The organism is Paenibacillus sp. FSL R7-0652 (genome assembly GCF_038595045.1).
In the GTDB taxonomy this organism is placed as follows: domain Bacteria; phylum Bacillota; class Bacilli; order Paenibacillales; family Paenibacillaceae; genus Paenibacillus.
In genome coordinates this window covers 1,492,117-1,517,435 of sequence record NZ_CP152001.1, presented here as the reverse complement: position 1 = coordinate 1,517,435, position 25,319 = coordinate 1,492,117, and the positions used below count along the sequence as shown (strand labels likewise).

The window sequence follows — 25,319 nt, the reverse complement described above, 5'->3', positions numbered from 1 at the left end:
AAAGGCTTGTTCGAAAGGGAATCCCCTTCACGAACAAGCCTTTTGGTTATGCAATTAACGAAGATACATGATTATTTCCGTTACGTTGATCAAACTTCGCCGCGGTAGTCTGAGCATATTCCTCAAAATAATCTGCGAGCTTGAGCAGATCTCCCGGATCTCCCTCATACGGGAAGGAAGCTGGCAGACGCAGGCGATACCCTTCTGAGTCTTTTTCTTCAGTCCAGCGCCGCAATAATGAAGCTGCCTTCGCATAATACATCATTTTGGCATACACGTCTTCATGATCGGCTCCGAGCACCAGTGTTTCTTCGAGAATATCGATCCCTTTAGCCGGATTCGTAAGCGTGAGATACTCCATCTGCTCGGAAAAACTCTGCACAAAATCGTTCTCACCTTTGATCAAACGATATCCTTTAACCTGATGTTTATCTGCCTCATCCTTCCGTCCCAGACGATACAGCGGCATCAGAACTTCGGACAAGGTCAGGTGCGGGATCTCCGCACAGCTCATGCGTCCTTTGAGAATCGGCTGCGCCACTTCCAGCACCTTCTCGTCGTCTCCTTTTAACATAAAGTAACGCATAATCTCATCCTGCTCACACGCCTCGCAGTCACTCATGAAGTCGCGGTCTAACGTTCTGAACTTGTCATAGCTGCGTCCCGCTTCCTCCAGCTCTCCGAAATCCATAAAAATACGGAAACGGTAGTACCAGTAAGAACGCTCGCTGTACCCATAAGACTTAAACCTTGCACCGAAATCCTCCAGCAGCTCCATGATCTTTTCACGTGAGATTTCCGGAAAATCAGGCATTTTGCCAAGAATCCATTTATAAGACCACAATAACGTTTCTTCATCATAAAGCTCTGGCTGCTGATCAAACTTGCCCAGCTGCCAAGAGAAAGCAATCAAAGCTTTCATCGGATACCCACAGAAGGTAGCTGCATCCACAATCTCTGAGCGTGCTTCGTACGCCTCTTCGACCATACCATTGACATCGGCTACTCTCGCTGCTTCCTCCAATAGACCAAGCTTCGCCGCGCCATTAGGCAGCTGGTAGGCCTCTTCCATCAAATCTTCAAAATCCATCTCTGTCTTCATCAGGCATCTCCCTCATGATTCGTATTTGCGCTTAGACCCCAATCAATAAACCGTACAATGCCCTGGTTCAACACTTCAAGCTCCTGTTTATTCATTGCATAATGCCCCATCATCAGTGCGTTAACATACAACATCTCGATGGCAATCGGTGTCATCTGATTATCCGGTGAAGTCAGTACCCGTTTAATAATGGGATTGTTCACATTCAGATACAGCGTTGAATACCCTGCCGAATTAATGCCCGCTGACAATGAACCGAGAACAGAGGAGAATAAGTCTGTACTCTCTTCGCTGGCTTTTTCCAGTGCACGCAGTGTAGATGATTCCTGCGAAAGGGTAAACAGCACCGGCAGGTCGGCTGGCTTGAATCCCTTCACCTCAGCCCGGCAGCGGAAACGCTGCAGCGCCGAATCTGCCAGACGCAATGCATCATAATATTGGTTGCGCTCAGCTGGTGCAATATCTGTGAACGTCATCGATACTTCATCCGGCTCAAGCCGCTCGGTCTGTACATTGTTCATAATGACAGGCAGCATCGCCATCAGTTCCTTATCGTAGATATAACCTGCGTTCACGACCAGCATGGACTGTGCTGAGGCCACATGGTGAATCTGGCGGTATTCATCAATGGAGCCCGTGTAATACAGCGTCTCTCCTTCATCAATCAGTTCACCCAGTTCCCGATGTCCCCGTGTTGTCTCAAAGGGCAGCCAGCGGTGAATCATCGCGTAGAACTCCTGATCTTGTACAGCCAGTGCCTTCATCGAGAGGGCATGCAGACGAATCAGTTTCTGCAGACGTTCGGTCTGCTGTTCAGCCATCTCGGCCAGTCCCATCCGCAGGGCGTCTCCAAGTTCGGAGCGCACTTCTTCCAGCTTTTCATTCTCATAAAAATGCTCTCTTGAAGCTGTCGGCTGCAGCTCGTCGGTCCAGATCAGACATTTTACAAAGAAGGCCCATTCTGGCAAAATGTTCTCGGCTTTCTCCGAAATCAGCATGCGCTTCAGATACACCCGGTGAGAACGTTTGGCGTTCAAATTCACGGCATGCGGCAGCACGTAAGCAATGCCTCCCGTGCGTCCCGATGCTGTTGTCAGCGGGATAAAGTCCTGGAACTTCTCTCCAAGCAGACGTTCACCAAAGGCAAGTACTTCCGCGCGGCAGGAACGGGCAAGCTCCGGACGTGTAAGCCAGATGGGAGAATCGCTGTTTACAACCGACTGCCCCCCGTCATGAATCAACGTAACCGGATAAGGCAGCAGCGCACCATAATAAAATAAAGCCTCCTTCACATAATCGGCTTCAAAGTAGTGTGCTGCTTCAGGCATACAGCGCAGATATACTCTCGTTCCGGGAGACAACTGCGTGTCCAGCTGTCTGATCGTATATGTACCATCCGGTTTTCCGCGCCACTCCATCGAAGGGCCGCCCTTCACAGATTGAGTCAGCATGACGATCTCATGACTAACCATAAAACAGCTCAGCAGACCGATACCGAAACGCCCAATAAACGATGTCTCTCCATCGAGCAGCGCCTGCTGACCACGCTTCGAGGATTGCCCAATCATCGCCAGGAATTCGTGGATATCTGCCTCGGTCAGTCCGACTCCATTGTCCTCGACCATCATCGTCAATTGATCTCCGGTACCTGTCAGCTCAATACGTGCTTCTCCCTGATATCCGGGTTCCACTTCCTTGCGTGCCGTGATCGCATCCGTTGCATTCTGCATAAGCTCACGCAGAAATACTTTCGGACTACTGTATAGATGATTCGATAAAATCTGAATCATTCCGCTCAGGTTCACCTGAAAGCGATATTCGTTTGGTGTACTCATAAATCACTTCACCTTTCCTTTGGGTCCAAACACAACACTTAGAGCAGCTCAGTTCTACTGCATCCACACTGATAAACGAATGTGTTAGACGAACTCATTATGTATATAAGGGCCTATACTCTATTACTCCATTATCGATAGCAATGAAACGGCCATGATATCCTTCTTTTCTAGAATAACTCGTATAGCTCGTCAAAAAAACAAACCTTAGACCCGATTTGGTGAAATTTCCCGGGGAATTATGCACCAGAATTTCGGGACTATCGGAGCAAAAGTATATTTCTTTAGTCTTACATTGAACGATCTGACGATGCTGTACGTATAATCATCAAATTCAGAACGGACGGTGATTATAGATGATTGAAGTACGGAACATAACCAAGCAATTCGAGAAACAGCAAGCGCTGCAGGATGTCAGCTTCACCATTCAGCAGGGCAGCATTACCGGACTTATTGGTCCTAACGGCTCGGGTAAAACGACCCTCATTCGCATCATGAACGGAGTGCTGGGCGCAAACCACGGGCAGGTTACCATCCAAGGTATGGATACTTCGATAGAAACAGAAAAGGTGCTGGCGATCTGCGGTACACTGACTGAACAAAGCGGCTTGTACGAAAATATGAGCGGGCGGGATAATCTGCTATTTTTTGCGGATGCCTTTGGGCTAAAACGTGCAGCTGAACGCATTGATGAACTGGTACAGCTGCTTGAAGTTCAGGAGTACCAGCACCGTAAAGTCGGCACCTACAGCACAGGGATGAAGAAACGTTTAGGTCTTGCACGAGTGCTGCTGCACCGTCCTTCTATTCTGTTTCTCGATGAGCCAACCAATGGTCTTGATCCTGATGGAATCCAGATGGTGCTTCGTATCATTCGTCAGTTAAATACCGAGCTGAACTTTACGATTCTCATCTCCTCACACGTGCTTACTCAGCTTTCCGCCGTGTGTGATCATTATATTTTTATGGAAAAGGGCCGTGTTGTTGAGAAAGGGACAGAACAGGAGATTATTCATCGATATCAATCCGCACCGCGGCTAGAGGTCGAAGCAGATATGCCAAACGGGTGGAAGACCGGAATATATTCGCCTGAGACGGTTACAGCGCATACAGCAATCTACCAACTCTCGTCTCGTGAGCACATTCCGCTGCTGCTTCGACAGCTGACCGAGCATGGTCAAGTTTATCAGGCACGTATTGAAGGCAATGATCTGGAAAGCATCTATTTTGCGATAAGGGAGGCGAATGCACATGAATAATCGACAAGCCATACGTGCACTCATTCGTAAAGACATCCGTTCTGTCACATCCAGCGTGCAGCTGTGGCTGCCAATGCTGATTGTGCCATTGATTATTGGCATTATCATGCCTTCTGCTCTGATCTGGGCAGCATCCAGAATGAATCTGGATTCGATAAGCAATTTAAATGTCATTCTCGAAACGTTAGACAAGGTGATCCAAGGCGGACAGATGCCATCCCTTGCTTCCATGGCCACAGATAATCAACGCCTTGTCTATTATCTGGGATTGTATATGTTCGCCCCCTTGTTTCTCATCATTCCAGTGATGGCTTCCAGCATACTCACCGCGAACAGCTTCGCCGGCGAAAAAGAGCGTAAGACATTGGAAGCATTACTGTTTACACCAATGAGTATGAGCACACTGTTTAAAGGTAAAGTACTGGCTGCTCTCATTCCGTCACTATTGTTATCCTGGGTGACATTCATCATCTATGGCATCATTGCCAACGTCCTGATGTACCCAATCTTCGGCACACTGATGTTTCCGAACTGGAACTGGATCATTCTGATCCTTTGGGTGGTCCCTACATGCAGTTTAGCCGTTATTCTCCTCAATGTGCTGATCTCGGCTAAAGTAAGAGGATTTCAGGAAGCGTACCAGCTTGGTGGTCTTGTTGTCCTGCCCCTGATTGCCCTGATTGCTGGTCAGGCCACCGGCATGTTAATGATTGGGCCATGGATGCTGCTTGGCACCGGAGCCGTGCTGCTGTTCATAAGCTGGGTTCTGCTTCGCCTCGTAACGATCTGGAATCGCCGTCAGCAGCTCGCGGAGAGTCAGATCTGAGGGGCTTCTATGATAACCACAACATATAAAAGAGGAATCCTACGTGGATTCCTCTTTTATATGTTACGTGCTGAGTGGAATTATAATAATAAAGATTTGCTGCACTGCAGAATAGACATAATCAACCTTGAGCTGCAAGGTACATTCATATCCTGCCTCTTTACTTTCATTTCCGTATAAGAAACGACAAATAAAAAGACACTCGTCTGAGCGTCCATATACTATTCAAATTCGCTGTATGTATCCCATGGAGGATGACTTCACAGCCCTTTAGCTGCCGATAGTCATCCTTTTTTATATTCTCTTTTTCTTTCGAAACTATTTTTCAAAAACACCTTCCATTTGAGAATGATAATTGTTATCATTAAGAAAATAAGACAAAAGGATGGTCCGTATGAATGAATCGTTTCACGCATTAACCGAAACCTCTTCTCTGCCGCTGCTCTCTTCAATGTGCCTTGTACGCCGCGGGAGCAATTTTCGTCTACAAGGCATGACGGTAAACCGGCCCATACTTTGTCTTATTTTACAAGGCAAAGGCCTGTTGGCTCTGAACGACATTGTATATGAGGCACAAGCAGGAGAATTGTTCATGATCGAACCGGGTACCCCGGTTGACGCTTTGCCGAACTCAGAAACTACTGAATTTCTAATGGTTAGTATGGAATATATGAGTATGAAGCGAGAACGAGGCCAATGGAAAATGACGCCATCTCCTTCTCTTCCTCCGGGCTGGCAGTCGGGCAAATTGCGAATCCGGCATGAAGAACAAGCGGCATTACGAATGACCAAACTGCATGAATCGTATCGAGCCGGACAGTCAGACCATTTTGTCAGCATACATACCCAGCTGCACGAACTGCTGCAGTTTCTGTTAGAGAATCGGCTGGAAGCCAATCTTGAAAAGGTGGACCCCGCTTTGGAGCGCAGCATTATGTATATGAATCGTTTCATGCGTGAAGGCATCAGCATGGATCAACTTGCCAAAATCGCCGGACTTACACCAAGTTCGTATTCCCGAAGCTTCAAAAAAGCAAAAGGCATGTCACCTACCGATTATTTGAATCTTCTGCGGATCGAAGAAGCCAAAAAGCAGCTGTCCGAGGAGAATTGTGTTCTCAAAGACGTTGCCGCATCCGTAGGTTATGGTAATGAATATTATTTTAGCCGTAAATTCAAGCAAATGCTCGGCATTGCGCCAAGTATATATATGAAGAAGTATCGTTTACGTGCAGCTGCAGTTTCCAGCACCGGCTTTGATGAACATTTACGCTTCCTAGGGCTCCGGCCTATCGGATCACTGGACTTAACAAATCATTCGACAGATGCAGCAGACGATGAGCATGTATTAACGAACAAGCTTGATCAGCTTCGCCGGGCTAAGCCAGATTTAATCATAGGAGATCGCTCCTGCAAGCCGTATTACGATCGCCTGAAAAGCATTGCCCCCACCGTCATCGTCGAAGAGACGGACGACTGGAACGAAACTCATCTCCGCCTGGCAGAGCTTATCGGACGTGAGAAAGAAGCGAGGTCGCATATCAAGAAACTTGCATTTCAGCATCTGGAAACCAAGCGTTTACCTGCATCCAGTCGGAATCAGGAGCCGAATCGGTTCGCTTGGTCAAACTATACCAATACTCTACGTGCCGAAATACAGGTCAGCGGCTCCAAACTGCGAGTACCTGCAAAACCGATGCAAAAGATAAACCCGGAGCCGACTGCATTACCTTCTTCTATCCGTACGAAACGGACCATTTTCAGTGCCATTGGACAATGAAGTAAAGGGACCCTTCCTGCCGGAACGGGTCCTTGATTTTGATCCTATAATTGTTCTTTCATTTCTTCTCTAATCTCTTCTTTTGGAACAAGCTTGTAAATCTCTTCATCTTCCATCGTATCAATCAGCCTGTCGAGCCACCGATAATACGCCTCCGCCTGCAGTATTTTACGCTTGTCCTCATGCAGCACACGCAGCATGTCCGCATCAACCTGTTCATCAAGCTCATTGATTATCCGGTTCATCTCATCAACGGACTTACGAAGAATCTGAAGATTACTCTCCACCGCTTTTCTCCATTTAATGACGAAATAATCGGTAAATGTCTGGTGCCAGTCATACTCCACTTCATATAGATCTTTCCTAGAACCTTTATTCCACACCTTATTTACCATTTTAAGATCCAGCAGTGTTCGCACTCCAGTGCTCATGCTTGTTTTGCTCATTTCCATCTCCCGGCCCATATCATCAAGGGTCATCGGTTTGTCTGCGAAAAATAGCAATCCGTATAAATGTCCCGTGGACAACGTTACGCCGTATAGATCCATATTCCGTCCGATGGCTTCTATAACACGTTTACGGATCTTCATCACGGCAGCCTGCTGATCTTCTTGCAAATGGTCCAAGCTCATGCTTGCAACCTCCATTCTAAGCATTCCAGTCTTGGCAAAAAAATATCAGCATGTTCAAGCTCTGCTTACATTGGAAAGCATGCAGCTGGATATCCTATAGGTCAGGAAAACATCTCACACCCAATAACTAATATTGGGAACTTTACCATGCTTCATTTTGCCTACGATGATCTTTTAACCAAAAAAATAAGCTTTAATTCAGCTCATTTTCTATTGTAGGAAAAGCGATAATAAAAGTAAAGCTGCCTAATTAGCCAGAATAAGGAGATAGACAGAGTATACGAGAGGAAAACTTTATACAGTTTTTACTGTACAAACATTATGTACTGTTTATTCGGTTGATATACTGGTTAACTACTGTTAGAATACAAACCGTTACCCAGAAAGACGGGAAGCGAAGCAAAAATTACCGGATTTCGTGGCTGGGCGCACAAGTGTATGGGCTTGTGACTGCTGAAAGCCGTTCGAAGTGCACAACACATCAGAAGGGGTGAAAACATGACCATACTTGAAGTGAAAAACGTAAGTAAACTGTTTGGCCCCCAAACCGAGCAGGGTCTTGAACTGCTGGAACAGGGTTGGGGGAAAGAAAAGTTGGCCAAAGAAAAACAAATAACGGTTGGTGTCAATCGGGTCAACATGGAAATACAGGAAGGCGAAATCTTCGTTATTATGGGCCTGTCCGGTAGTGGTAAATCTACACTGGTTCGCATGTTCAATCGTTTGATTGAGCCGACATCTGGAGAAATTTTGGTCCATGGCAAGGATTTGCGCAAAATGAACAAAGAACAACTGCGTGAAGTGCGCCGTAAAACGATCAGCATGGTATTTCAGAAGTTTGCATTGTTTCCGCACAGAACGGTTCTTGATAATGTGGAATACGGCTTGGAGATTCAGAAGGTAGATAAAGAAGTACGCCGGGAGAAAGCGAAAACCTCGTTGGAACTGGTTGGCCTTAAAGGCTGGGAAGACAAAATGCCGGATGAGCTGAGCGGCGGGATGCAGCAGCGTGTCGGCCTCGCTCGTGCACTTGCGAATGACCCGGAAGTACTGCTGATGGACGAAGCTTTCAGTGCGCTTGATCCATTGATTCGTCGTGATATGCAGGATGAGTTGATTGAGCTTCAGGATAAGATGAAAAAGACCATTATTTTCATTACCCATGACTTGGACGAAGCGCTGCGCATTGGCGACCGGATTGCTCTTATGAAAGACGGCGCCGTTGTGCAGATCGGTACACCTGAGGAAATTATGATTCAACCGGCCAACTCATACGTGGCCCGCTTCGTCGAAGACGTGGACTTGTCCAAGGTCCTCACAGCATCACACGTTATGCGCCGACCTGAAACGATCACAACCGATCGCGGCCCTCGTGTCGCTCTCGAATTAATGCGTGAGCGCGGTATATCGAACCTGTTTGTCATTGACCGCTCCAAGAAACTGCTGGGTGTCATTACAGCAGAAGACGCAACCCGTGCAATGCGCGAAAATAAAGTATTAAATGACATTCTGATCACGGATGGGCCGACGGTATCGCCTGAGACCCTGATTCATGAATTGTTCGAGATTGTAAGTTCAGCGCATGTGCCGCTCGCTGTTGTAAGCGAAACTGGCCGTCTGCAAGGTGTTATCGTTCGCGGTGCCCTGCTCGGTGCACTAAGCGGTGAAGTTGCAGAAAAGGAGGACGCTCTGAATGATTCCCAAAATACCACTAGCATCGTGGATTGAATCCATCGTTGACTGGATGAGCTCCTCGCTCTCCGGATTGTTTAAAGTAATCTCTGTTGTTATTCAGGAAGTGGTTGGATTTTTCTCGGGGCTGTTCATGCTGCCTCACCCACTCCTGTTTATTGCCATACTAGGTGTGCTGGCATTCCTGGTAGGCAGATTGCCGCTTACCTTGTTTACCGTTATCGGGTTCCTGCTCGTAGATAACCTGGGCTACTGGTCCCAATCCATGGACACGCTTGGCCTCGTTATTACGTCAGGATTAATATCGATTCTTGTGGGTGTGCCTGTCGGTATCTGGCTTGCATACAGTAAAACAGCCGCACGGATTATCACGCCACTGCTGGACTTCATGCAGACGATGCCAGCATTCGTTTATCTGCTGCCAGCCGTTACGTTCTTTAGTCTCGGCGTTGTTCCCGGCGTTATCGCATCGGTAATCTTTGCCATTCCGCCAACCATTCGTCTGACTCACCTGGGAATCAAACAGGTTTCTGGTGAGCTGGTTGAAGCGGCGGATGCATTCGGATCAACTTCTGCACAGAAATTATTCAAGGTACAGCTTCCACTCGCGCTGCCTACCGTGATGTCCGGTATTAACCAGACCATCATGCTGTCCCTTTCTATGGTAGTTATCGCTTCCATGATCGGTGCACAGGGTATCGGAGCGGAAGTATATCGTGCGGTAACGCAGCTGCAGATTGGTAAAGGTTTTGAAGCCGGTCTGGCCGTAGTTGTACTTGCGATTGTACTTGACCGCTTTACGCAAAACCTGTTCATGCCAGGACGCAAAAAGACTTCCCGAGTTTCGGCGAAACAAAAGGCATGGATTACTGCTGCAGCGACACTGGTCGTATTAATCGCTGGATTCTCACAATACTTTACAGGCAGCACTAGCTCTGCTGGTGGCAGCAGCGGAGCAGCCAATGCTGTAGGTAAGGAAGTAAACTATCAAATTATTGGTATCGATCCAGGTGCCGGTATTATGAAGTCTGCAGCCAAAGCCATTGAAGATTACAAATTGTCTGACTGGAATCTGATCGAAGGTTCTGGTGCCGCTATGACCGCAACACTCGATAAAGCCATGAAAAACGAACAACCCATTATTATAACGGGATGGACACCTCACTGGATGTTCAATAAGTACGATCTTAAATATTTGGAAGACCCGAAAAAATCTTTTGGTGATTCCGAAGAAATTCATACCATTGCCCGTAAAGGTCTGAAGGAAGATCATCCGGTCGCTTACGAATTCCTGAAGCGTTTCAAATGGACTTCGGATGAAATGGGCGAGATGATGATTGCTATTCAGGATGGCACTTCCCCTGAACAAGCAGCTAAAGACTATGCCGAGAAGCATGCGGATCAGATCAATGAATGGACGAAAGATCTGACACCGGTTAACGGTGATACGTTCAAACTGAGCTATGTGGCATGGGATTCCGAGATTGCCAGTACGAATTTACTGAAATATGTGATGGAGAGCAAACTAGGATACAAAGTCAATGCGCTTCAGGTTGAAGCAGGACCAATGTGGACTGGTGTCGCTTCGGGTGACGTTGATGCTTCTCCGGCTGCATGGCTGCCGCTGACACACGCGGACTACTGGGATCGTTACAAAGATCAGGTTGAAGATCTCGGAGCCAACATGACAGGTGTGCGTACAGGTCTGGTTGTTCCAAAATACATGACAGACGTAAACTCGATTGAAGATTTGGAAACAGGGGCTTCCGCTTCCAGTTCTTCTTCCTCACCTGCGGCTAATGCGAACGTGGGAAATGAAGTTAATCACCAAATTATCGGCATCGATCCAGGTGCCGGTATCATGAAATCCACCGCCAGTGCCATTGAAAAATATGGTCTGGCAAACTGGAATCTGGTAGAAGGGTCCGGTGCAGCCATGACGGCTGCGCTGGACAAAGCTTACAAAAATGAAGAACCCATTATTATTACAGGCTGGACTCCGCACTGGATGTTTAACCAGTATGATCTGAAATATCTGGAAGACCCTGATAAGGTATATGGTGATGCAGAAGAGATACACACCATCGCTCGTAAAGGTCTGAAGGAAGATCATCCGACTGCTTATGAATTCCTGTCCCGTTTCAAGTGGACTTCAGATGAGATGGGCGAAATGATGATTGCTATTCAGGGCGGTACTTCCCCTGAACAAGCTGCCAAAGACTATGCGGAGAAACATGCGGACCAGATTAATGAATGGACCAAAGGTTTGAAGCCAGTCAACGGAGACACATTCCGTCTTGGTTATGTGGCTTGGGACTCGGAGATTGCGAGTACAAATCTCTTGAAATACGTAATGGAGAACAATCTGGGTTACAAAGTAAACGCACTGCAAGTGGAAGCCGGACCGATGTGGACTGGTGTTGCATCAGGAGACGTTGATGCTTCTCCGGCTGCATGGCTGCCGCTGACACATGCGGATTACTGGTCTAAATATAAAGATCAGTTGGATGATTTGGGACCTAATATGACTGGCGTGAAAACCGGCCTTGTCGTTCCTGCTTACATGGATGTTAAATCTATAGCTGATCTGAAGGATAATTAATCAGAAGTCAGAACAGTTTTACACTCATCATAAGATAAGTCATTATAACTGCTCTCATACTGTTATCATTGAATTTTTTTCTTTAACCCCCTTTCTCTACTACGGAGAAAGGGGATTTTGTCTAGATTAAACCAAAGAGACGAAGAGGCTTTGGCTGCCATCTTCGTCTCTTTGATTGTATATTTCGATTACACGGTCAAGAAGTGCATGCAGCTCCCGCACGCGCGCTCTGTATCAAAGCTTCTCTGATTCAAAACCCAACTGCAGATTCAGCTCATTTATTCCCTGCACCAAGAAATCCTTCTTTGAAAATATTTAATACATATTCCAACGTGGTCGGGTCGCTATACGTCACCGATTTGGTATCCAATTCGATCACATGTTTGTTCTGAACGGCCGGGATTTTACCCCAAATCCCCGATTTCATAATTTCGTTATCGCGGGCCATATCCCTACTTACCACAACGAAGTCACCCATGTATTCCGGAAGAACTTCAAGTGACAAGGAGTGATAACCTTCTTTTAACGTATCATTTTTCACTTTTTCCGGCATATTCAGCTTCATGGCTTGATACAGTACTTCTGTTCCGCGTGCCCAGTGATCTCCCATAGCGAAAACATCTTTATCAGCAATTTCAATCGTAGAAACTGTTACCTTATCACCATATTTGGCTTTGATCTCGTTACCAATTTCTTCTGCTCTTTTGGTGAAGTCATCCATCCACGCCTGCGCTTCGGACTCTTTGTTTAACACCTTGCCAATCTCCAGCTGCTGCTGCAGATAATCGAGTTTCCCCCAAGTGTATACAATGGTTGGAGCAATTTTGGACAGCTGCTCCAAATTTTTCATGTGCGAACCTGCAATGATCAGATCCGGATTAAGAGCCGAAACACTCTCGGGGTCTTCCTCGCTTACAATCGCGACATCCTTTAATTTATCCTTGAACAGCGGGTTTTCCGCCGTCCATTTATCCACGCCCACTGGTGTTACATCCATAGAAAGCACATTTGGACCGTTCGTTAGAGCAACGATGCGCTGCGGTTTGGCGGGAATCTCAACTGGCCCTGTTTCGGATGGATACGTGATTGTATCTGCCGTATTTGCTGATTCACCGCTTGTCCCTTCTTCTGCAGTTGTCTCTTGTTTGCCATTGTCTGATGTACCGTTTGCAGCTCCGTTACCACATGCGCTGGCAATGATCGTAAACATCATCAGTACAATGAGTGGCAGAATCCATTTCTTTTTCATCTGTATATTCTCTCCTAATCGTTAATGATAATCATTATCAATTTAATGAACGAGTTGATTATAAGATATGAGCCGATAGCATGTCAATCATTTATCCAGCGTCTTATATTTGTCCCCTTGAATTTTCGGGATAATAGTTTACATAAAAAGGGATACGTCTTCATGACAAAAAAACAGCTTGCAGAACAATTTCTGCAAGCTGTTTTTTTTGGATATAACAATCTATCCTTCCATACGGTTAACTCTGTCATCGCCATATTTACACCTGCGGCTCTACCCTATTGGAAATGTGTGCGACCAAGAGAGATATGGTGTCTGGCCTGCTGTTTTATAGATTCATTACTTCTTCACGGTACTGTTATATTGATTGATTTTCTCTGTAATCTGCTTCGCAGCTGCATCCAGTGCCTCCTGCGGTGCTCCTTGTCCATTCAACACGGTTTCAACAGCACCTTCGACAATTTGTCTTGCTTCTGGAAAAACACCCATAATGGCCCCGGATGTTGCTGTCGAATCAGCTGAAGCGTGCAGTTGGTCGACTGCTGTCTGGAACTGCGGATATTTCGCCATATTATCCTTTAATACCTGCTCGTCGTAAGCTGCTGTCGTAATCGGGAAGTATCCTGTCGCTACGCTCCAGTTAGCCTGTACCTCAGGTGTCGCCAGGTACTTAATGAATTCCCATGCAGCCTGCTGCTGCGCTTCCGACTTGTTGTTCATAATGTACAAGCTTGCGCCACCGACTACAACTCCGCCTTTGGCACCTTCAGGACGGGGCAGAAAACCTGTCCCCAGCTCGAACTTACCACCTGAGCCTTCGACAATTTTACGCAGTCCTGCAGTGGAATCCAGCGTCATGCCAATCTGCTGTGCTGTAAAAGCTGCGGTGGTATCATCTGTGCTGCGTCCCAGATTCGAGAGGGTCTTCTCATCGATCATCTTTTTCCACCACGTTAATGTTTTCACGCCAGCTTCAGAATTGAGCAGAGATTCCGTGGCCGTCTCACTTCTGCCGTTTCCATTGTTAACATAATCTGCATTCTGGTTGGCAAAAAACTGTTCTATAAACCAGCCGTAAATCGCCATTGATGCACCTGGTTTACCGTCCTTCGATAATGCTTTCGCTGCTTTCTCAAACTCTTCGTAGGTCTTTGGCGGACTCTCCGGATCAAGACCCGCAGCCTTGAACATATCTTTGTTATAGTACAAAATCGGGTTTGACGTGTTAAAAGGCATCGCGTTCAATTTGCCATCAATCGTATAGTATCGAATAATGTTCGGCTCCAGTTGGGACAGGTCAAACTTATCCTTGTCAATGAACTGCTGCACCGGTGTAATCATACCGGAGTCGATCATAAACTTGCTTCCAATCTCATAGACCTGGATCAGATCCGGGCCGCTGTCTGAACCGATCGATGCTTTAAGCTTATTCAAGCTCTCGTCATATTTCCCCTGATAGATTGCTTTAACCTGAATGTCCGGATGGCCTGCATTAAAATCGGAAGCGAGCTGATTAATCGCCTTCTCGCCTGCACCAGACATGGAGTGCCACCAGATCAATTGAACAGGTTCTGCTGCTGCAGCTTCAGCTTGAGCTCCACTTCCCGGGCTGCTTGTTTCTGCTTTCGTGCCGCAGGCAGATATAATAAGCATCAGCGCGACCAGCATTAGTGCAAAGGTTCCTCTTTTTTCATGTCGCTCTCCTTTTATATGGCTCGTGTTAAAAAAGATTCTTGTAAACTGCAAAGTGACCGTTACGGATATGAATCATTCTTACGATCGCTGTTGTCACCAAATTTAATTGAACTATTTTTAGTTGTGTAAATTCTAGAGACAAAGGCGAGCGCTTCGCTTCTTCAGAATTGATTCTTCTCCTCCACTACTCTTGCTGTTTCACAAAAACTTTGTTAAGAGGCGCGCCTCATTTTATTCGCTCCTGGCAGTTCATGCGTAACCTGCAAGCTCGGCCAGACATGTTAACGCAGATTGCTGCAAGTTATTTATCTATCTTTCATCCCTTAAGCGCACCTGCAGCCATGCCGCGTACCAGCTGTTTCAGTCCAAAGATCAGGAGCAGCAGGGATGGCACAATCACCATCGCCGTTCCGGCAAACACCAGATTCCACGCCGTCGATTCCTGGAACTCCAACATGGAGATGCCGATTTGAGCTGTCCTCATCTCAGGGGTATTGGTGACGAGCAGCGGCCACAGATATGAATTGTACATACTCAGGAATGAATAGATGGCTAACGTGCCAAGGGCTGGACGGGACAGTGGGAGCACATGTGAGATGAAATAACGAATGTGTCCACAGCCGTCGATTTTCGCTGCTTCGAACAGCTCCTTGGGAAGCTGCATAAAGAACTGCCGGAGCAGAAATGTACCGAATGCCGTTGCGAGAAACGGCACCGTCAGTCCCGGATAGCTGTCCAGCCAGCCCCAACTGCGAATCGTCAGGTAGTTAGGGATCATGGTGACTTCCCACGGAATCATCATGGTGGCAACAAACATGCTGAAGATAATGTTTTTGCCTCTGAACTGCATCTTGGCAAAAGCATAGGCAGCCATACTGGCTGTACTTAATTGACCGATCGTGGTCAAGCCCGCTACCAGAAAAGTGTTACCGATGAACCGTCCAATCGGTACAATGTCGAATACCTCCGCGAAATTGGACAAATCAACGGCAGTCGGGATAATATGCGGTGGATAAGCACTGGCATCCTCAGGAGTCATCACGGCCATGAAAAAGGTGTACATCACCGGGTATAACACCAGTGCAGCGCAGATCGTCAGCAGCATATAGAGCAGGGTCTGGGTCCATTTTGCACTCATTGGTAATGTACTTTCCTTTCTACCCATTTAAACTGAAGCAGGGTCAGCAGCATAATGACTGCAAACAGAATTAAAGCTTGTGCACTGCCTGTCCCAAAGCGGAAGTTAACAAAAGCTTCCTGATAGATGGAATACACAAACACATTGGTGCTGTCCATTGGGCCGCCCCGAGTCAGAATGTTGATCTGACCGAAGGATTGAAACGCTCCAATGATGGATACAACCGTCACAAAGAACAGGGTTGGCGACAGCAGCGGCATGGAGATTTTGCGAAACGTCAAGAGTGCACCTGCCCCATCCATCCTGGCACTTTCATAGATTTCATCCGGAATCCCCTGCAATCCGCTGGATAGAATGATGTAGTTGAAACCGAGATTCATCCAGATCGTCATGATGGAGATGGAAATCAGTGCCCAATCGGGACTGATTAACCAAGGAATGGGATCAATCCCTGCTCTGCCAAGCAGATAATTGAGCATGCCAAGCGTCGGATGGAATAGAAATTTCCAGATGACCGCCGACGAGCCAACCGATAACACGACAGGCAGCGAGAATACAAATTGGAACACACGCATCCCCCTGAAGCGGTTGTGGGTCAGAGCAGCTAGGATAAGAGCCCCGAATATACCCGTTGGTACGGTGAACAGGACAAATAATAATTCACTTTCATGCCCTGCATAAACAGCCCTGACTGAAATACCGCTTTGAAGTTTTCCAGCCCTACGTAAGCTGCAATCTGTCCTGTCGGATCGGTAGAATGCAGACTCAGATACACCGATTTGAACATGGGGTAAAACAAAAACACAGCAAACAAAAGCAGTGATGGTGCCAGAAAACCATAGGCCAGCAGGTTCTCCCTCACACGCTGCAGCCGAAGTGAGGCTGTTCGTTGTTCACGTGTACTTGAGGTTATACGCCGTTTGACGGCGGGCAGGCTGAACTGGTTATCAAGATCACTCATCTGACGTTTTTCCTCCTAAAATACATTTCTTGATTTACACTTCTCATTTAGCTTTTCAATTTTCGATTGAGTGTACAAGCTTCGCGATGGACTCAGCTCGGCACCACATGATCTAGTCTAAATTTTCAATGTCACAGCCAAATGAAATGTTCATCAAAATCAAGTTAATCCTCACCAAGTTGTTTTACACAAAACAGCATGGATCAGCTAGAGGGTACTGCGCTTTACAAATATACAAAAAACCGCAAGGAACCTCCTCTCCTGGAGAATTCCCTGCGGTAATATGTGTAAATACTATATTAAATATTAACGTTACAATGATAAACCTCATTTTACATTATACTTCCATTTTCAAAATGCAGATCATTAAGTTCGATACTTCATCAACTTCATTCAGCATCTCGCCCATCTGGTATTTCCGCTGCCTTCTTCAATTATCGATTGAGATGATACGGTACAGTGGTAACAATCACATCTTTATAATTAATCAGATAGGCACGGATCATAAAGCTGGTCTGGTTATGAAGTACATTTTGCCACCAGTGCTTCGTAATGAATTGCGGAATTAGTATGGTGATATGATCGGTCTCAGCTGTTTTCCACTCTACGGTATCAATGAATTTCTTCAGCGGCCCCATAATGCTGCGGTACCTTGATTTGATTACGACCAGACGCACGCCGGGATTCCATTCCTCCCACTTCTGTTCCATCTTGCGAATGGCCTCATCATCAAAGCCAATGTACAGCGCCACTACATGATCCGACATCGTCTGTGCGTAACTGATCGTATTCATGACGACCCGAGTAATGCCTGCCACCGGAATAACAATGGTGTTGCCTTTCTTGGCCGGTTTATCCACTTGAATATCGATACGCAGTTCGTCTGCAATGTTGCAATAATGGCTGCGAATGCGCATGAACACATAGACTACAAGCGGCAGGAAGATAAAGATAACCCATGTCTGCGTGAACTTGGTAAAAATAAAAATCAGCGTAATCGACAACGTGGTCAGCATACCGATCGTATTCACCAGAAGCTTTGTTCTCCACCCGGACGGCTTGATTTTGATCCAACGAATCATCATGCCCAGTTGGGACAGGGTGAACGGAATGAACACCCCAACCGCATAGAGCGGAATCAGGCTGCCGGTATCTCCTTTGAAACCTACCACCAGCAATGCAGACATCACACTGAGAAAAATAATGCCGTTCGAGAAGCCCAGACGGTCTCCTCGCACCATAAACATATGCGGCATATATTTATCTTTTGCCATCATGAAAGACAACAGCGGAAAGGCCGAGTATGCTGTATTGGCGGCCAGGAACAAGATCAAAGCCGTTACACCTTGGATGATAAAATACATCCACCCTCTGCCAAACGTCGCTTCGGCAATCTGGGAAATGACCGTTGCTTTCGGATCAGGCTTGATGCCGTACCCAAAGGCTAGCAGCGTGATGCCAATAAACATTGCTCCGAGGATACATCCCATGAGCAGCAAGGTTCCAGCGGCATTTTTCTCCGCAGGCTGCTTGAAGTTCGGGATTGCGTTACTTACCGCCTCTACCCCGGTCAGAGCCGAGCACCCAGAACTGAACGCTTTGAGCAGCAGGAAGATGCTGACATGTGACAGACTTGTTCCGAACTCTGGAGCCGCAGCATGCATTCCGCCAGCCAGAAACTTGATACCGCCCGAAATAATGAGAATGGCAATGGAGAAGATAAACAGATAAATGGGGATCGCCAGCACCGAAGCTGACTCCGTAACCCCCCGCAAATTCATAACCGTCAGAAACACAATCATAATAAGCGCAATAATGACACTATAGTCATGCAGTACAGGAAAAGCGGATGTGATCGCATCCGTGCCTGCGGACGAACTCACAGCCACCGTCAGGATATAATCGACCAGCAGTGAACCTCCGGCAATCAGACTCGGTGTGGTACCCAGGTTATCCTTAGCTACGATGTATGCGCCGCCCCCTGTAGGATAAGCAAATATCGTCTGGCGATACGAAAAAATTAAAATGACGAGCAATCCCAGCACGGCGATGGAAATCGGAACCGAGTACCACAGGGCGGCGAATCCGGCCGCAACCAGCACAAGCAAAATCTGTTCCGTACCGTAGGCCACGGATGACAAAGCATCGGAGGACAGAATGGCGAGCGCCTTCCATTTCCCCAATTTTTCTGCATCCAATTCAGCCGACTTCATTGGCTTGCCGATTAAGATTCTCTTCATTTTGCCAAGCATGATCATAACTTCCTTCCATCTCTCATCTGTAAGCTTATTTTCATCTCATCTGTAAAGCAATGTATGTTTTTATCTGTGAAGCATAGTTATTATGCAAAATCGCAGAGCCATTGACAATATGTCATTTCACCCGAAAATCGCCAGCGCGTGATAATGCATGCTGCGATTCAATATTCGATAACAAAGCCATTCTTACTGAACAAATTGAACGTTTTTGAACCAAAACGACGATTGTTTGCCTGAAAAAAAGAAAAAGACCTTCGATTCAGAGAATCGAAGGCTGCTGCTGTTCAATTATTTCGTTAGTTTGATATGACACCATTGTCATATTCGGATTGCTGCAAGTTAACTTTCAATGATACCGGGACGAGGCGTTACGCCGAATTGCTGCGCAAGTGCACGCAGCTGCTCATCCGTGATCCGCTGGCGGATGTCATGGCCTGCAACAAGCATGTATACTTGGGCGGCCTTCTCAATCGTTTCAATCAGTCCAAACGCTTCGTCGATCGTTGTGCCTGTTCCAAATATGCCATGCTGCGGCCAGATGACTGCGTGGTATTCCTTCATTTTCTCCGCGGTTGCGCGGCCGATCTCATTCGACCCAGGCATCATCCATGGGATAATGCCAACGCCATCTGGAAAGACCACCACACACTCGGTGCACATCTGCCAAAGAGTCTTCGTGAACTTGGCCTCATGCAGCTCATGAATGAAGGTCATCGCAAGTACATGTGTCGCATGGTTGTGCATCACAACCCGGTGATTCGGGTCTATTTTCAAACGTTCCATATGGCTCATAAAATGGGTTGGCAGTTCACTTGTCGGATTCGCTCCGCCATTCAGTCCCCACAGCACCTCCAGCTCCTGTCCATCTGACGATACACGAAGCACGCCCAGATTGCCCTCCGGGTCTGCCAGCACGTTTTTGAAATATTTGCCCGAAGCCGTAACGATAAAGTACTGACCTGCCAGCTCCTGCACGGAAAAGGCAGGTGTAATGGTCCGAATGACCCGATGAATATCGATGTACGGGGCAACCTCCTCTTCGCTCAGCAGATAACTGACATTGCCGCCGTTGCGCTCATCCCAGCCATTCTTCCACATATGCTGCGTAATCTCTGCCATCTCGCGTACAAATGGAATATCGAACCCGGCAGGGTGCTGTCTTTCGGTACGAAGGGTCACGTTCATCATTATCCTCTCCTATGTTCAACTATAAATGGTCTGTCACGATCAAAGTAAGTTCCTTTTTTCACATTTATTATACCTTTGTTTGTGTTTGAAAGTCAATGATTTATGCTTAAAATAACTTTTGTAATATTTTATTTATGTTTGTTTTTCTTTGTTATAAATCGTAACATAATAATAAGATAGAAATAAAACAAAAAAACACCCCGCCGTCGCCCGGCAGGGTCAGTCACACATCTATTTAACACGAGAAGGGGTTTACAAGAGTTATCTTATCCCTTTTACCTTAAAAGAAGCTGAAAGCAAAATAAATACAGCATAAAATAACAGGGGATCATCCCGCATAATATGAAACTCGTTCAATGACATGGCGTATGGCGCTGCCTCTAACTAGATTCCGGCATATTCATTTGGATAACGCCACATGAGGGATGTATTCAGCAGACTTCATTATTTTTTTGCAAACGATAGAATGGCTGCACCATATCTGATGCCTCATCCCGCCGATCATCCGCATGCTCAAACCCCAGCCTCTTTAGAATGTGATACGCCGCTTCATTATCAGGATGATGCACTGCAACCAGAGAGGATGCTTCTAGCTTGTCAAAAGCATAGTGAACAACGGCCTGTGCCGCTTCCTGTGCATATCCTTGTCCCCAGTGATCCCGGGTCAGCAGGAAACCAAGCTCATAGATATTTTCTTCCGGTGCATAAGGATAAAGACCACAGCAGCCGACAAATACGCCAGAATCTTTTTGAAAAAGAGCCCAGTACTGCACTCCCTCCTGCTTCTCGCGCTGAATCTCCTGCGTTAACCTCGCTTCCACTTCCTCTTCACTCAGCACATCGCTGCCGCTGATCCACTTGGTCACCTCATGATCACCCCAGAGCGCAAATGCGAGTGCCTGATCCCCTTCGTCCCATGTCGTAAATACAAGTCGTTCTGTTTCCATTAATTTTGTTCGCTTGCGGTTCATTCGATCAACCTCCCGAATCCGAGGCACGCTCTCAACGTGCGGTCTATACTATGTAATTAATCGTACCGGGTTCGGGATAAACAATTATAGTTTTTTCGCAAGCTTTTCGAATTGCTGGATATAAGGTTTAATCTCTTTTTCTATACTTAAGATAAAGGAACGAAACGCTTTGGGATCATACTCATCCCCGACACCAACATTTTTATGTACTTTTCCTTTTTGATACTTAAAAGTGAAGAAATAACCTTCTTTAAGCCCTTTCAAAATTTCTCCTGCCTCACCCATAATTTGAAGTTTTATTTTTGCATCTTGATAAGCAAAATAATACGGAGGGTCAGACTCCCCCTTGCGCACATCATACCCGGCAATCCACTGATCTTTAGAAAAGGTCCCTGTTTGCACTCGTGACTCCAGCATTGTTCCAGTCAGACTAATCTCGTTGACACGCAGTTCCCCCTTGCCTTCTTTTTGATCGCTTTTCCAGGTTCCTTCATACTGTGTTTCTGAGATTCGGTCTGTTTCTCGCGTTATCATCTTATAAACTCCCTGTCCTGAACGTTTGCCCTCCATCCAGCTTCCATTGTAAGTTTTGGATTTCCCCCATGTCATTGTTCCTTCCCCGTGAGGTTTTCCGTTTTTGGTCTCTCCGTAATATACTGCTCCGTTACTGTAATTTAATGATTGTCTTTCTGCTTGAGCTAACATGGGCGCTGATAACAGCACGGTTAAACCTAGGCTTGCTCCTAGGATGTAACAGAACATTTTTTTGATCATCCTTATCTTCCCTTCTTTTTCCTGCAGACTACACTGCTTAAAATAGTAAATCAACACACCTTAGTATATTATCACTATAAATCCAGATCACACCAGCAAAAAAAGACCCCTGCCGAACATGTCCGACAGAGGCCCTTAAGTTTCTACCACACCGAATTACGACAAAGCAACTTCAATCGTACCGGAAGCAGCACCTCCCTGGTTCGCCAGCAAAGCGAAGACCAGCACCTGACTTGCGGTAATGCTCAAACTGCTGTTCACCGGAACAACATAAGTGACAACCGGAGCATTGACACGAGTGATGACGAGAGATACCGGAAACGGTCCATTGTTGTTCACCGTAACACTTGCATTGGTGCCGCCAGACAGGTTTTCATAGTAGGATTTACCCACACCTGCTGGAAGATTGTAGAATTGTAATGGTAAAAGGATGGCCATCAAAATCACCTCCTTTTTGCTTTGATACGGTATTCTATGTTTGAAATCTAGTAAAGCCACGGTGAATCGACCGTGGTAGAACGTACATTTATAGCTGACATGCAAGTTTAATAGATACTGCATATTCGCAAAAAACAAAACAAGCCCCGCCGGATGATCCGGCGGAGCTGTTTGTTCAAGAATAAATTAAGCATACAGCATAAAGAAGTTTAATTCATGCCCCTGCTGTTTGAGATAATTGTAGAGCTGTGAGCGATGGTGGAACACATGTGTCAGCGTTTCGATCTGCCACTGCACCTGCAGATGTCCATGCTCTGCATAGAAAGCTTGGGTAGAGCGGTTCAGAAAGTCCTCTTCGCTGAGACTTGTGATATACGCTTTATATGCCTCAAAGTTACTCCATAATGTCCCTTCTAATTGCTCAATATCCTGGTTTCCCGATAGGCTGTTCTCCACTTGACTTACTTCAGCTTCACCTTTTTCCTGCATAATGACAAGATCCGAAGCGGTAATCTGGATAAAATGATGCACCAGTTCAACGAGTGAGCGCATATTGTCCTGCGGACGATATGCCCAGTCCTCCTCACGTATAAGCCGAATTAACGAAGCGCCTGTACGCACGCCAGTCTCCAGCTCCGTTAACAGATGATCCCGAATTTGCAATGTTCCATTCATGATTCATTACTCCTTTGTAATAAGTCTATGGTTCATAGTATAACGGAGGATACTGCCGCATCATTGTACTTTTCGGACAACATCTGTTGATGCTCCTGAACAGCAGCCAGCGGCGTATCGCCATAAAACTTGCGGAACTGCCTGATCAGATGTGCCTGATCATAGAAACCATAGGTCTGAGCAAGAGCTGCTCCGTCAGCAGTATGCCCATTCCGGATTCCGTGCAGTACCTGATGGAAACGAACAATTTCACTGAATCGCTTGGGGCTGATGCCCACCTGCTCGGTCATTTTACGATGAAGCTGGCGTTCGCTGACCGCTTCCCGCAGCGCAATTTCCTGTATACTCATGGTGCCTTTTTCCTTGAAGATGCGGTGCAAAACGCTGCGAAGCAAATCCTGATCGGCTTGATTAGGAGCCCAGCTGCTGGATGCAATCATACGCCGGAGATAATGCTCCATCACCTGCACGCGCTCTGCGAAATTCATTGTTTCCTGCATCTGTATCCGCAGCTCGTCCCACCCGATCGGCCAGCAATCCTCCAGCGGTATACGTTGATCCGTGAACAAATCCAGAGATTGGCCGTGCAGGAAAGGTGCTCCTCCGGGAAAAAAACGCACACCAAATGTATAAGCTCCCGCCAGCGGCGCTGTCTGCGATAACGGAAAAGCAAATGGCTGCATGTAATTGCCGCAATAACTGTACGCATGTCGATCCTTCTCCGGATTATAATCGATCAGGATGTCGGTACAGCCATCCGGCAGCACACGGGCAGAAGTCGCAGACTTCAGCATGATATCCCTCACCTTGATATCCATTGTCACCGCGTCTTGTCCATCGCCTTCTGCATGTTTACGGCTCCCAGACTCCCAGTAACAGGCGACATAGGGCTTAAGTACAGGCGACGGATCGCATTCGATATAGTATGTACGCGGATCAAGTCCATTCAGTTGTACGGGACGATACAACGAGTGCAGAAGAGTATCCATTCATTTCCCTGCCTTTCCCTTCCTCATTCAAATGGAACAAATCTGACCCGATCTCTGGGTTCACGTTATGTATCATTATGGTCAGTCTTCTCTCTCATCATATCATGATGATCTTTAATCAGGGTAAAAAAAGTGCCCTGCTCGGAGGATAATCCGAACAGGGCCAGTCACACATCTATTTAACACGAGAAGGGGTTTACAAGAGTAATCTTAATCCCCCAACCTTAAGAGAAACTGAAATTCTGATGAAGAACAGATCAAAAAATGAGCAGGGTAACGTTCGCTCCGGTTTAGCTTAAACCGTGCAGCTTCCGAAATCGTTCCGGACTCATGCCGGTATGCCGTTTGAACATGCTGCAGAAATAACTTGCATTCTCATACCCAACCCGGTCTGCAACTTCATAGATTCGCAGTGCCCGTTCACTGAACATCAGCTGTTTACTGCGGTTGATTCGCTCTTGATTGATATAAAATACAGGTCTGACATGCAGGGCCTTTTGGAACAACCGGCACAGATATTGAGGAGATACAACGGCAACGTTGGCCAGTTCCTTCAGCGATAGCGGCCGATCCAGATGTTCTGTAATATAGCGCAGCACCGGTTTTAGACGCTCCATCTCATCGTTGTCATTGTCCGAAACAATCAGCAGCGGTTTCAAATCAAGAAGCAGGGCGTACAGATGTTTGGAGCTATCCCGATCCTCGGCTGCATCCATCGTATCCCCCGTGCCCTCTCCCCTCACAAGCATCTGCTCCAAGGCAGACAGCAGCTCGGGATTTCTAAGTTTATACACGCCTGAACTGGTAATCCCCGCATAGGCCAGCAGCTGACTGGCTTCCCTGCCCTGAAAGGATACCCACGCCAGCTCCCAGCGATCCGTCATTGGCATATACCGGTGCGGAATGTCAGGGTAGGTGATGAATACTTCCCCCGGACCAACGGTATATTCTTCTTCATCCTCTATAATCAGCCTGCCCTGCCCCTGAATGACCTGATGGATCTGATAATCGGGGAAACCTTCCGGGCGCTCCGTTTCGAATTGGTGTTCCCAGTAACCGACGGTCGTCATATAGATCGGCAGACGTGCGGCTTCATCTGTTTTGCCAAAAAAGATTCGTGTATTCATCCGGCACACCACGCTCTCCAGCCTTAGTTTCATATTGTGATATACATGGGCAATATCCTTTATTCTCTAAGTGCCTGATCAATTCTATACTGTGAATATATTATAACATGATCAAAGGAGCTGCTGTT

Annotated in this window: 19 protein-coding genes and 1 pseudogene; 5 read left to right on the top strand and 15 right to left on the bottom strand. The window is 46.7% G+C overall.

Annotated elements, in window-relative coordinates; all coding sequences use genetic code 11:
• Positions 1–46: 46 nt before the first annotated feature.
• Both MKY97_RS06650 and MKY97_RS06645 read right to left on the bottom strand, forming a co-directional pair.
• On the bottom strand, positions 47–1,102 hold the full coding sequence (locus MKY97_RS06650) for a hypothetical protein (protein WP_342554693.1): 1,056 nt from the start codon (positions 1,100–1,102) through the stop codon (positions 47–49).
• Positions 1,102–2,937, bottom strand: coding sequence for an HSP90 family protein (locus MKY97_RS06645; RefSeq protein WP_342554692.1), 1,836 nt, complete (start codon positions 2,935–2,937; stop codon positions 1,102–1,104). The genes MKY97_RS06650 and MKY97_RS06645 overlap by 1 nt, the downstream gene beginning before the upstream one ends.
• A 356-nt stretch (positions 2,938–3,293) precedes the next feature.
• Here MKY97_RS06645 and MKY97_RS06640 point away from each other — a divergent pair, with 356 nt between their 5' ends.
• The 3 genes from MKY97_RS06640 to MKY97_RS06630 all read left to right on the top strand — a co-directional run bounded on the left by MKY97_RS06640 (position 3,294) and on the right by MKY97_RS06630 (position 6,802).
• Positions 3,294–4,196, top strand: a complete 903-nt coding sequence (locus MKY97_RS06640) for an ABC transporter ATP-binding protein (protein ID WP_342554691.1) — start codon at positions 3,294–3,296, stop codon at positions 4,194–4,196.
• A complete protein-coding gene (locus tag MKY97_RS06635) occupies positions 4,189–5,022 on the top strand; it encodes an ABC transporter permease subunit (RefSeq protein WP_342554690.1) in 834 nt (277 codons plus the stop codon). The genes MKY97_RS06640 and MKY97_RS06635 overlap by 8 nt, the downstream gene beginning before the upstream one ends.
• Positions 5,023–5,416: 394 nt before the next feature.
• Entirely contained in the window at positions 5,417–6,802 is a 1,386-nt protein-coding gene (locus tag MKY97_RS06630) for a helix-turn-helix domain-containing protein (protein WP_342554689.1), read from the top strand.
• A gap of 44 nt (positions 6,803–6,846) precedes the next feature.
• Here the strand turns inward: MKY97_RS06630 and MKY97_RS06625 are convergent, their stop codons facing one another.
• Positions 6,847–7,434, bottom strand: a complete 588-nt coding sequence (locus MKY97_RS06625; RefSeq protein WP_342554688.1) for a GbsR/MarR family transcriptional regulator — start codon at positions 7,432–7,434, stop codon at positions 6,847–6,849.
• A 498-nt stretch (positions 7,435–7,932) separates the two neighbouring features.
• On the opposite strand from MKY97_RS06625, the gene MKY97_RS06620 reads away from it, so the two are divergent.
• Positions 7,933–9,162, top strand: a complete 1,230-nt coding sequence (locus MKY97_RS06620) for a glycine betaine/L-proline ABC transporter ATP-binding protein (RefSeq protein WP_342554687.1) — start codon at positions 7,933–7,935, stop codon at positions 9,160–9,162.
• A complete protein-coding gene (locus tag MKY97_RS06615; RefSeq protein ID WP_342554686.1) occupies positions 9,128–11,728 on the top strand; it encodes a glycine betaine ABC transporter substrate-binding protein in 2,601 nt (866 codons plus the stop codon). The genes MKY97_RS06620 and MKY97_RS06615 overlap by 35 nt, the downstream gene beginning before the upstream one ends.
• A gap of 274 nt (positions 11,729–12,002) precedes the next feature.
• Here MKY97_RS06615 and MKY97_RS06610 read toward each other — a convergent pair whose 3' ends face one another.
• The 12 genes and pseudogenes from MKY97_RS06610 to MKY97_RS06555 form a co-directional block, all read right to left on the bottom strand.
• The gene (locus MKY97_RS06610; RefSeq protein ID WP_342554685.1) at positions 12,003–12,977 is read right to left on the bottom strand and encodes an ABC transporter substrate-binding protein; all 975 of its coding nucleotides are present in this window, start codon (positions 12,975–12,977) and stop codon (positions 12,003–12,005) included.
• A gap of 339 nt (positions 12,978–13,316) precedes the next feature.
• Positions 13,317–14,645, bottom strand: a complete 1,329-nt coding sequence (locus MKY97_RS06605) for an ABC transporter substrate-binding protein (RefSeq protein WP_342554684.1) — start codon at positions 14,643–14,645, stop codon at positions 13,317–13,319.
• A 343-nt stretch (positions 14,646–14,988) separates the two neighbouring features.
• Positions 14,989–15,810, bottom strand: a complete 822-nt coding sequence (locus MKY97_RS06600) for a carbohydrate ABC transporter permease (protein WP_342554683.1) — start codon at positions 15,808–15,810, stop codon at positions 14,989–14,991.
• Positions 15,807–16,771 (bottom strand): annotated as a pseudogene (locus MKY97_RS06595) (sugar ABC transporter permease). The gene MKY97_RS06600 and the pseudogene MKY97_RS06595 overlap by 4 nt, the downstream one beginning before the upstream one ends.
• Positions 16,772–17,205: 434 nt before the next feature.
• Positions 17,206–19,023, bottom strand: coding sequence for an APC family permease (locus tag MKY97_RS06590; RefSeq protein ID WP_342554682.1), 1,818 nt, complete (start codon positions 19,021–19,023; stop codon positions 17,206–17,208).
• 345 nt (positions 19,024–19,368) lie between these two features.
• Positions 19,369–20,214 (bottom strand): rhamnulose-1-phosphate aldolase, encoded by an 846-nt coding sequence (rhaD, locus tag MKY97_RS06585; RefSeq protein WP_342556263.1) that lies wholly within the window; start codon positions 20,212–20,214, stop codon positions 19,369–19,371.
• 434 nt (positions 20,215–20,648) lie between these two features.
• Positions 20,649–21,188, bottom strand: coding sequence for a GNAT family N-acetyltransferase (locus MKY97_RS06580; protein WP_342554681.1), 540 nt, complete (start codon positions 21,186–21,188; stop codon positions 20,649–20,651).
• Positions 21,189–21,272: 84 nt separating this feature from the next.
• Entirely contained in the window at positions 21,273–21,962 is a 690-nt protein-coding gene (locus MKY97_RS06575; protein WP_342554680.1) for a hypothetical protein, read from the bottom strand.
• Between the two features lie 156 nt (positions 21,963–22,118).
• On the bottom strand, positions 22,119–22,400 hold the full coding sequence (locus tag MKY97_RS06570) for a hypothetical protein (RefSeq protein WP_342554679.1): 282 nt from the start codon (positions 22,398–22,400) through the stop codon (positions 22,119–22,121).
• Positions 22,401–22,586: 186 nt separating this feature from the next.
• Positions 22,587–23,075 carry a DinB family protein gene (locus MKY97_RS06565; RefSeq protein ID WP_342554678.1) on the bottom strand — a complete coding sequence of 163 codons (489 nt, stop codon included), beginning with the start codon at positions 23,073–23,075 and terminating at the stop codon, positions 22,587–22,589.
• 32 nt (positions 23,076–23,107) lie between these two features.
• Positions 23,108–24,064, bottom strand: a complete 957-nt coding sequence (locus tag MKY97_RS06560) for a helix-turn-helix domain-containing protein (protein WP_342554677.1) — start codon at positions 24,062–24,064, stop codon at positions 23,108–23,110.
• Between the two features lie 290 nt (positions 24,065–24,354).
• Positions 24,355–25,191, bottom strand: a complete 837-nt coding sequence (locus MKY97_RS06555; protein ID WP_342554676.1) for an AraC family transcriptional regulator — start codon at positions 25,189–25,191, stop codon at positions 24,355–24,357.
• Positions 25,192–25,319 lie beyond the last annotated feature (128 nt).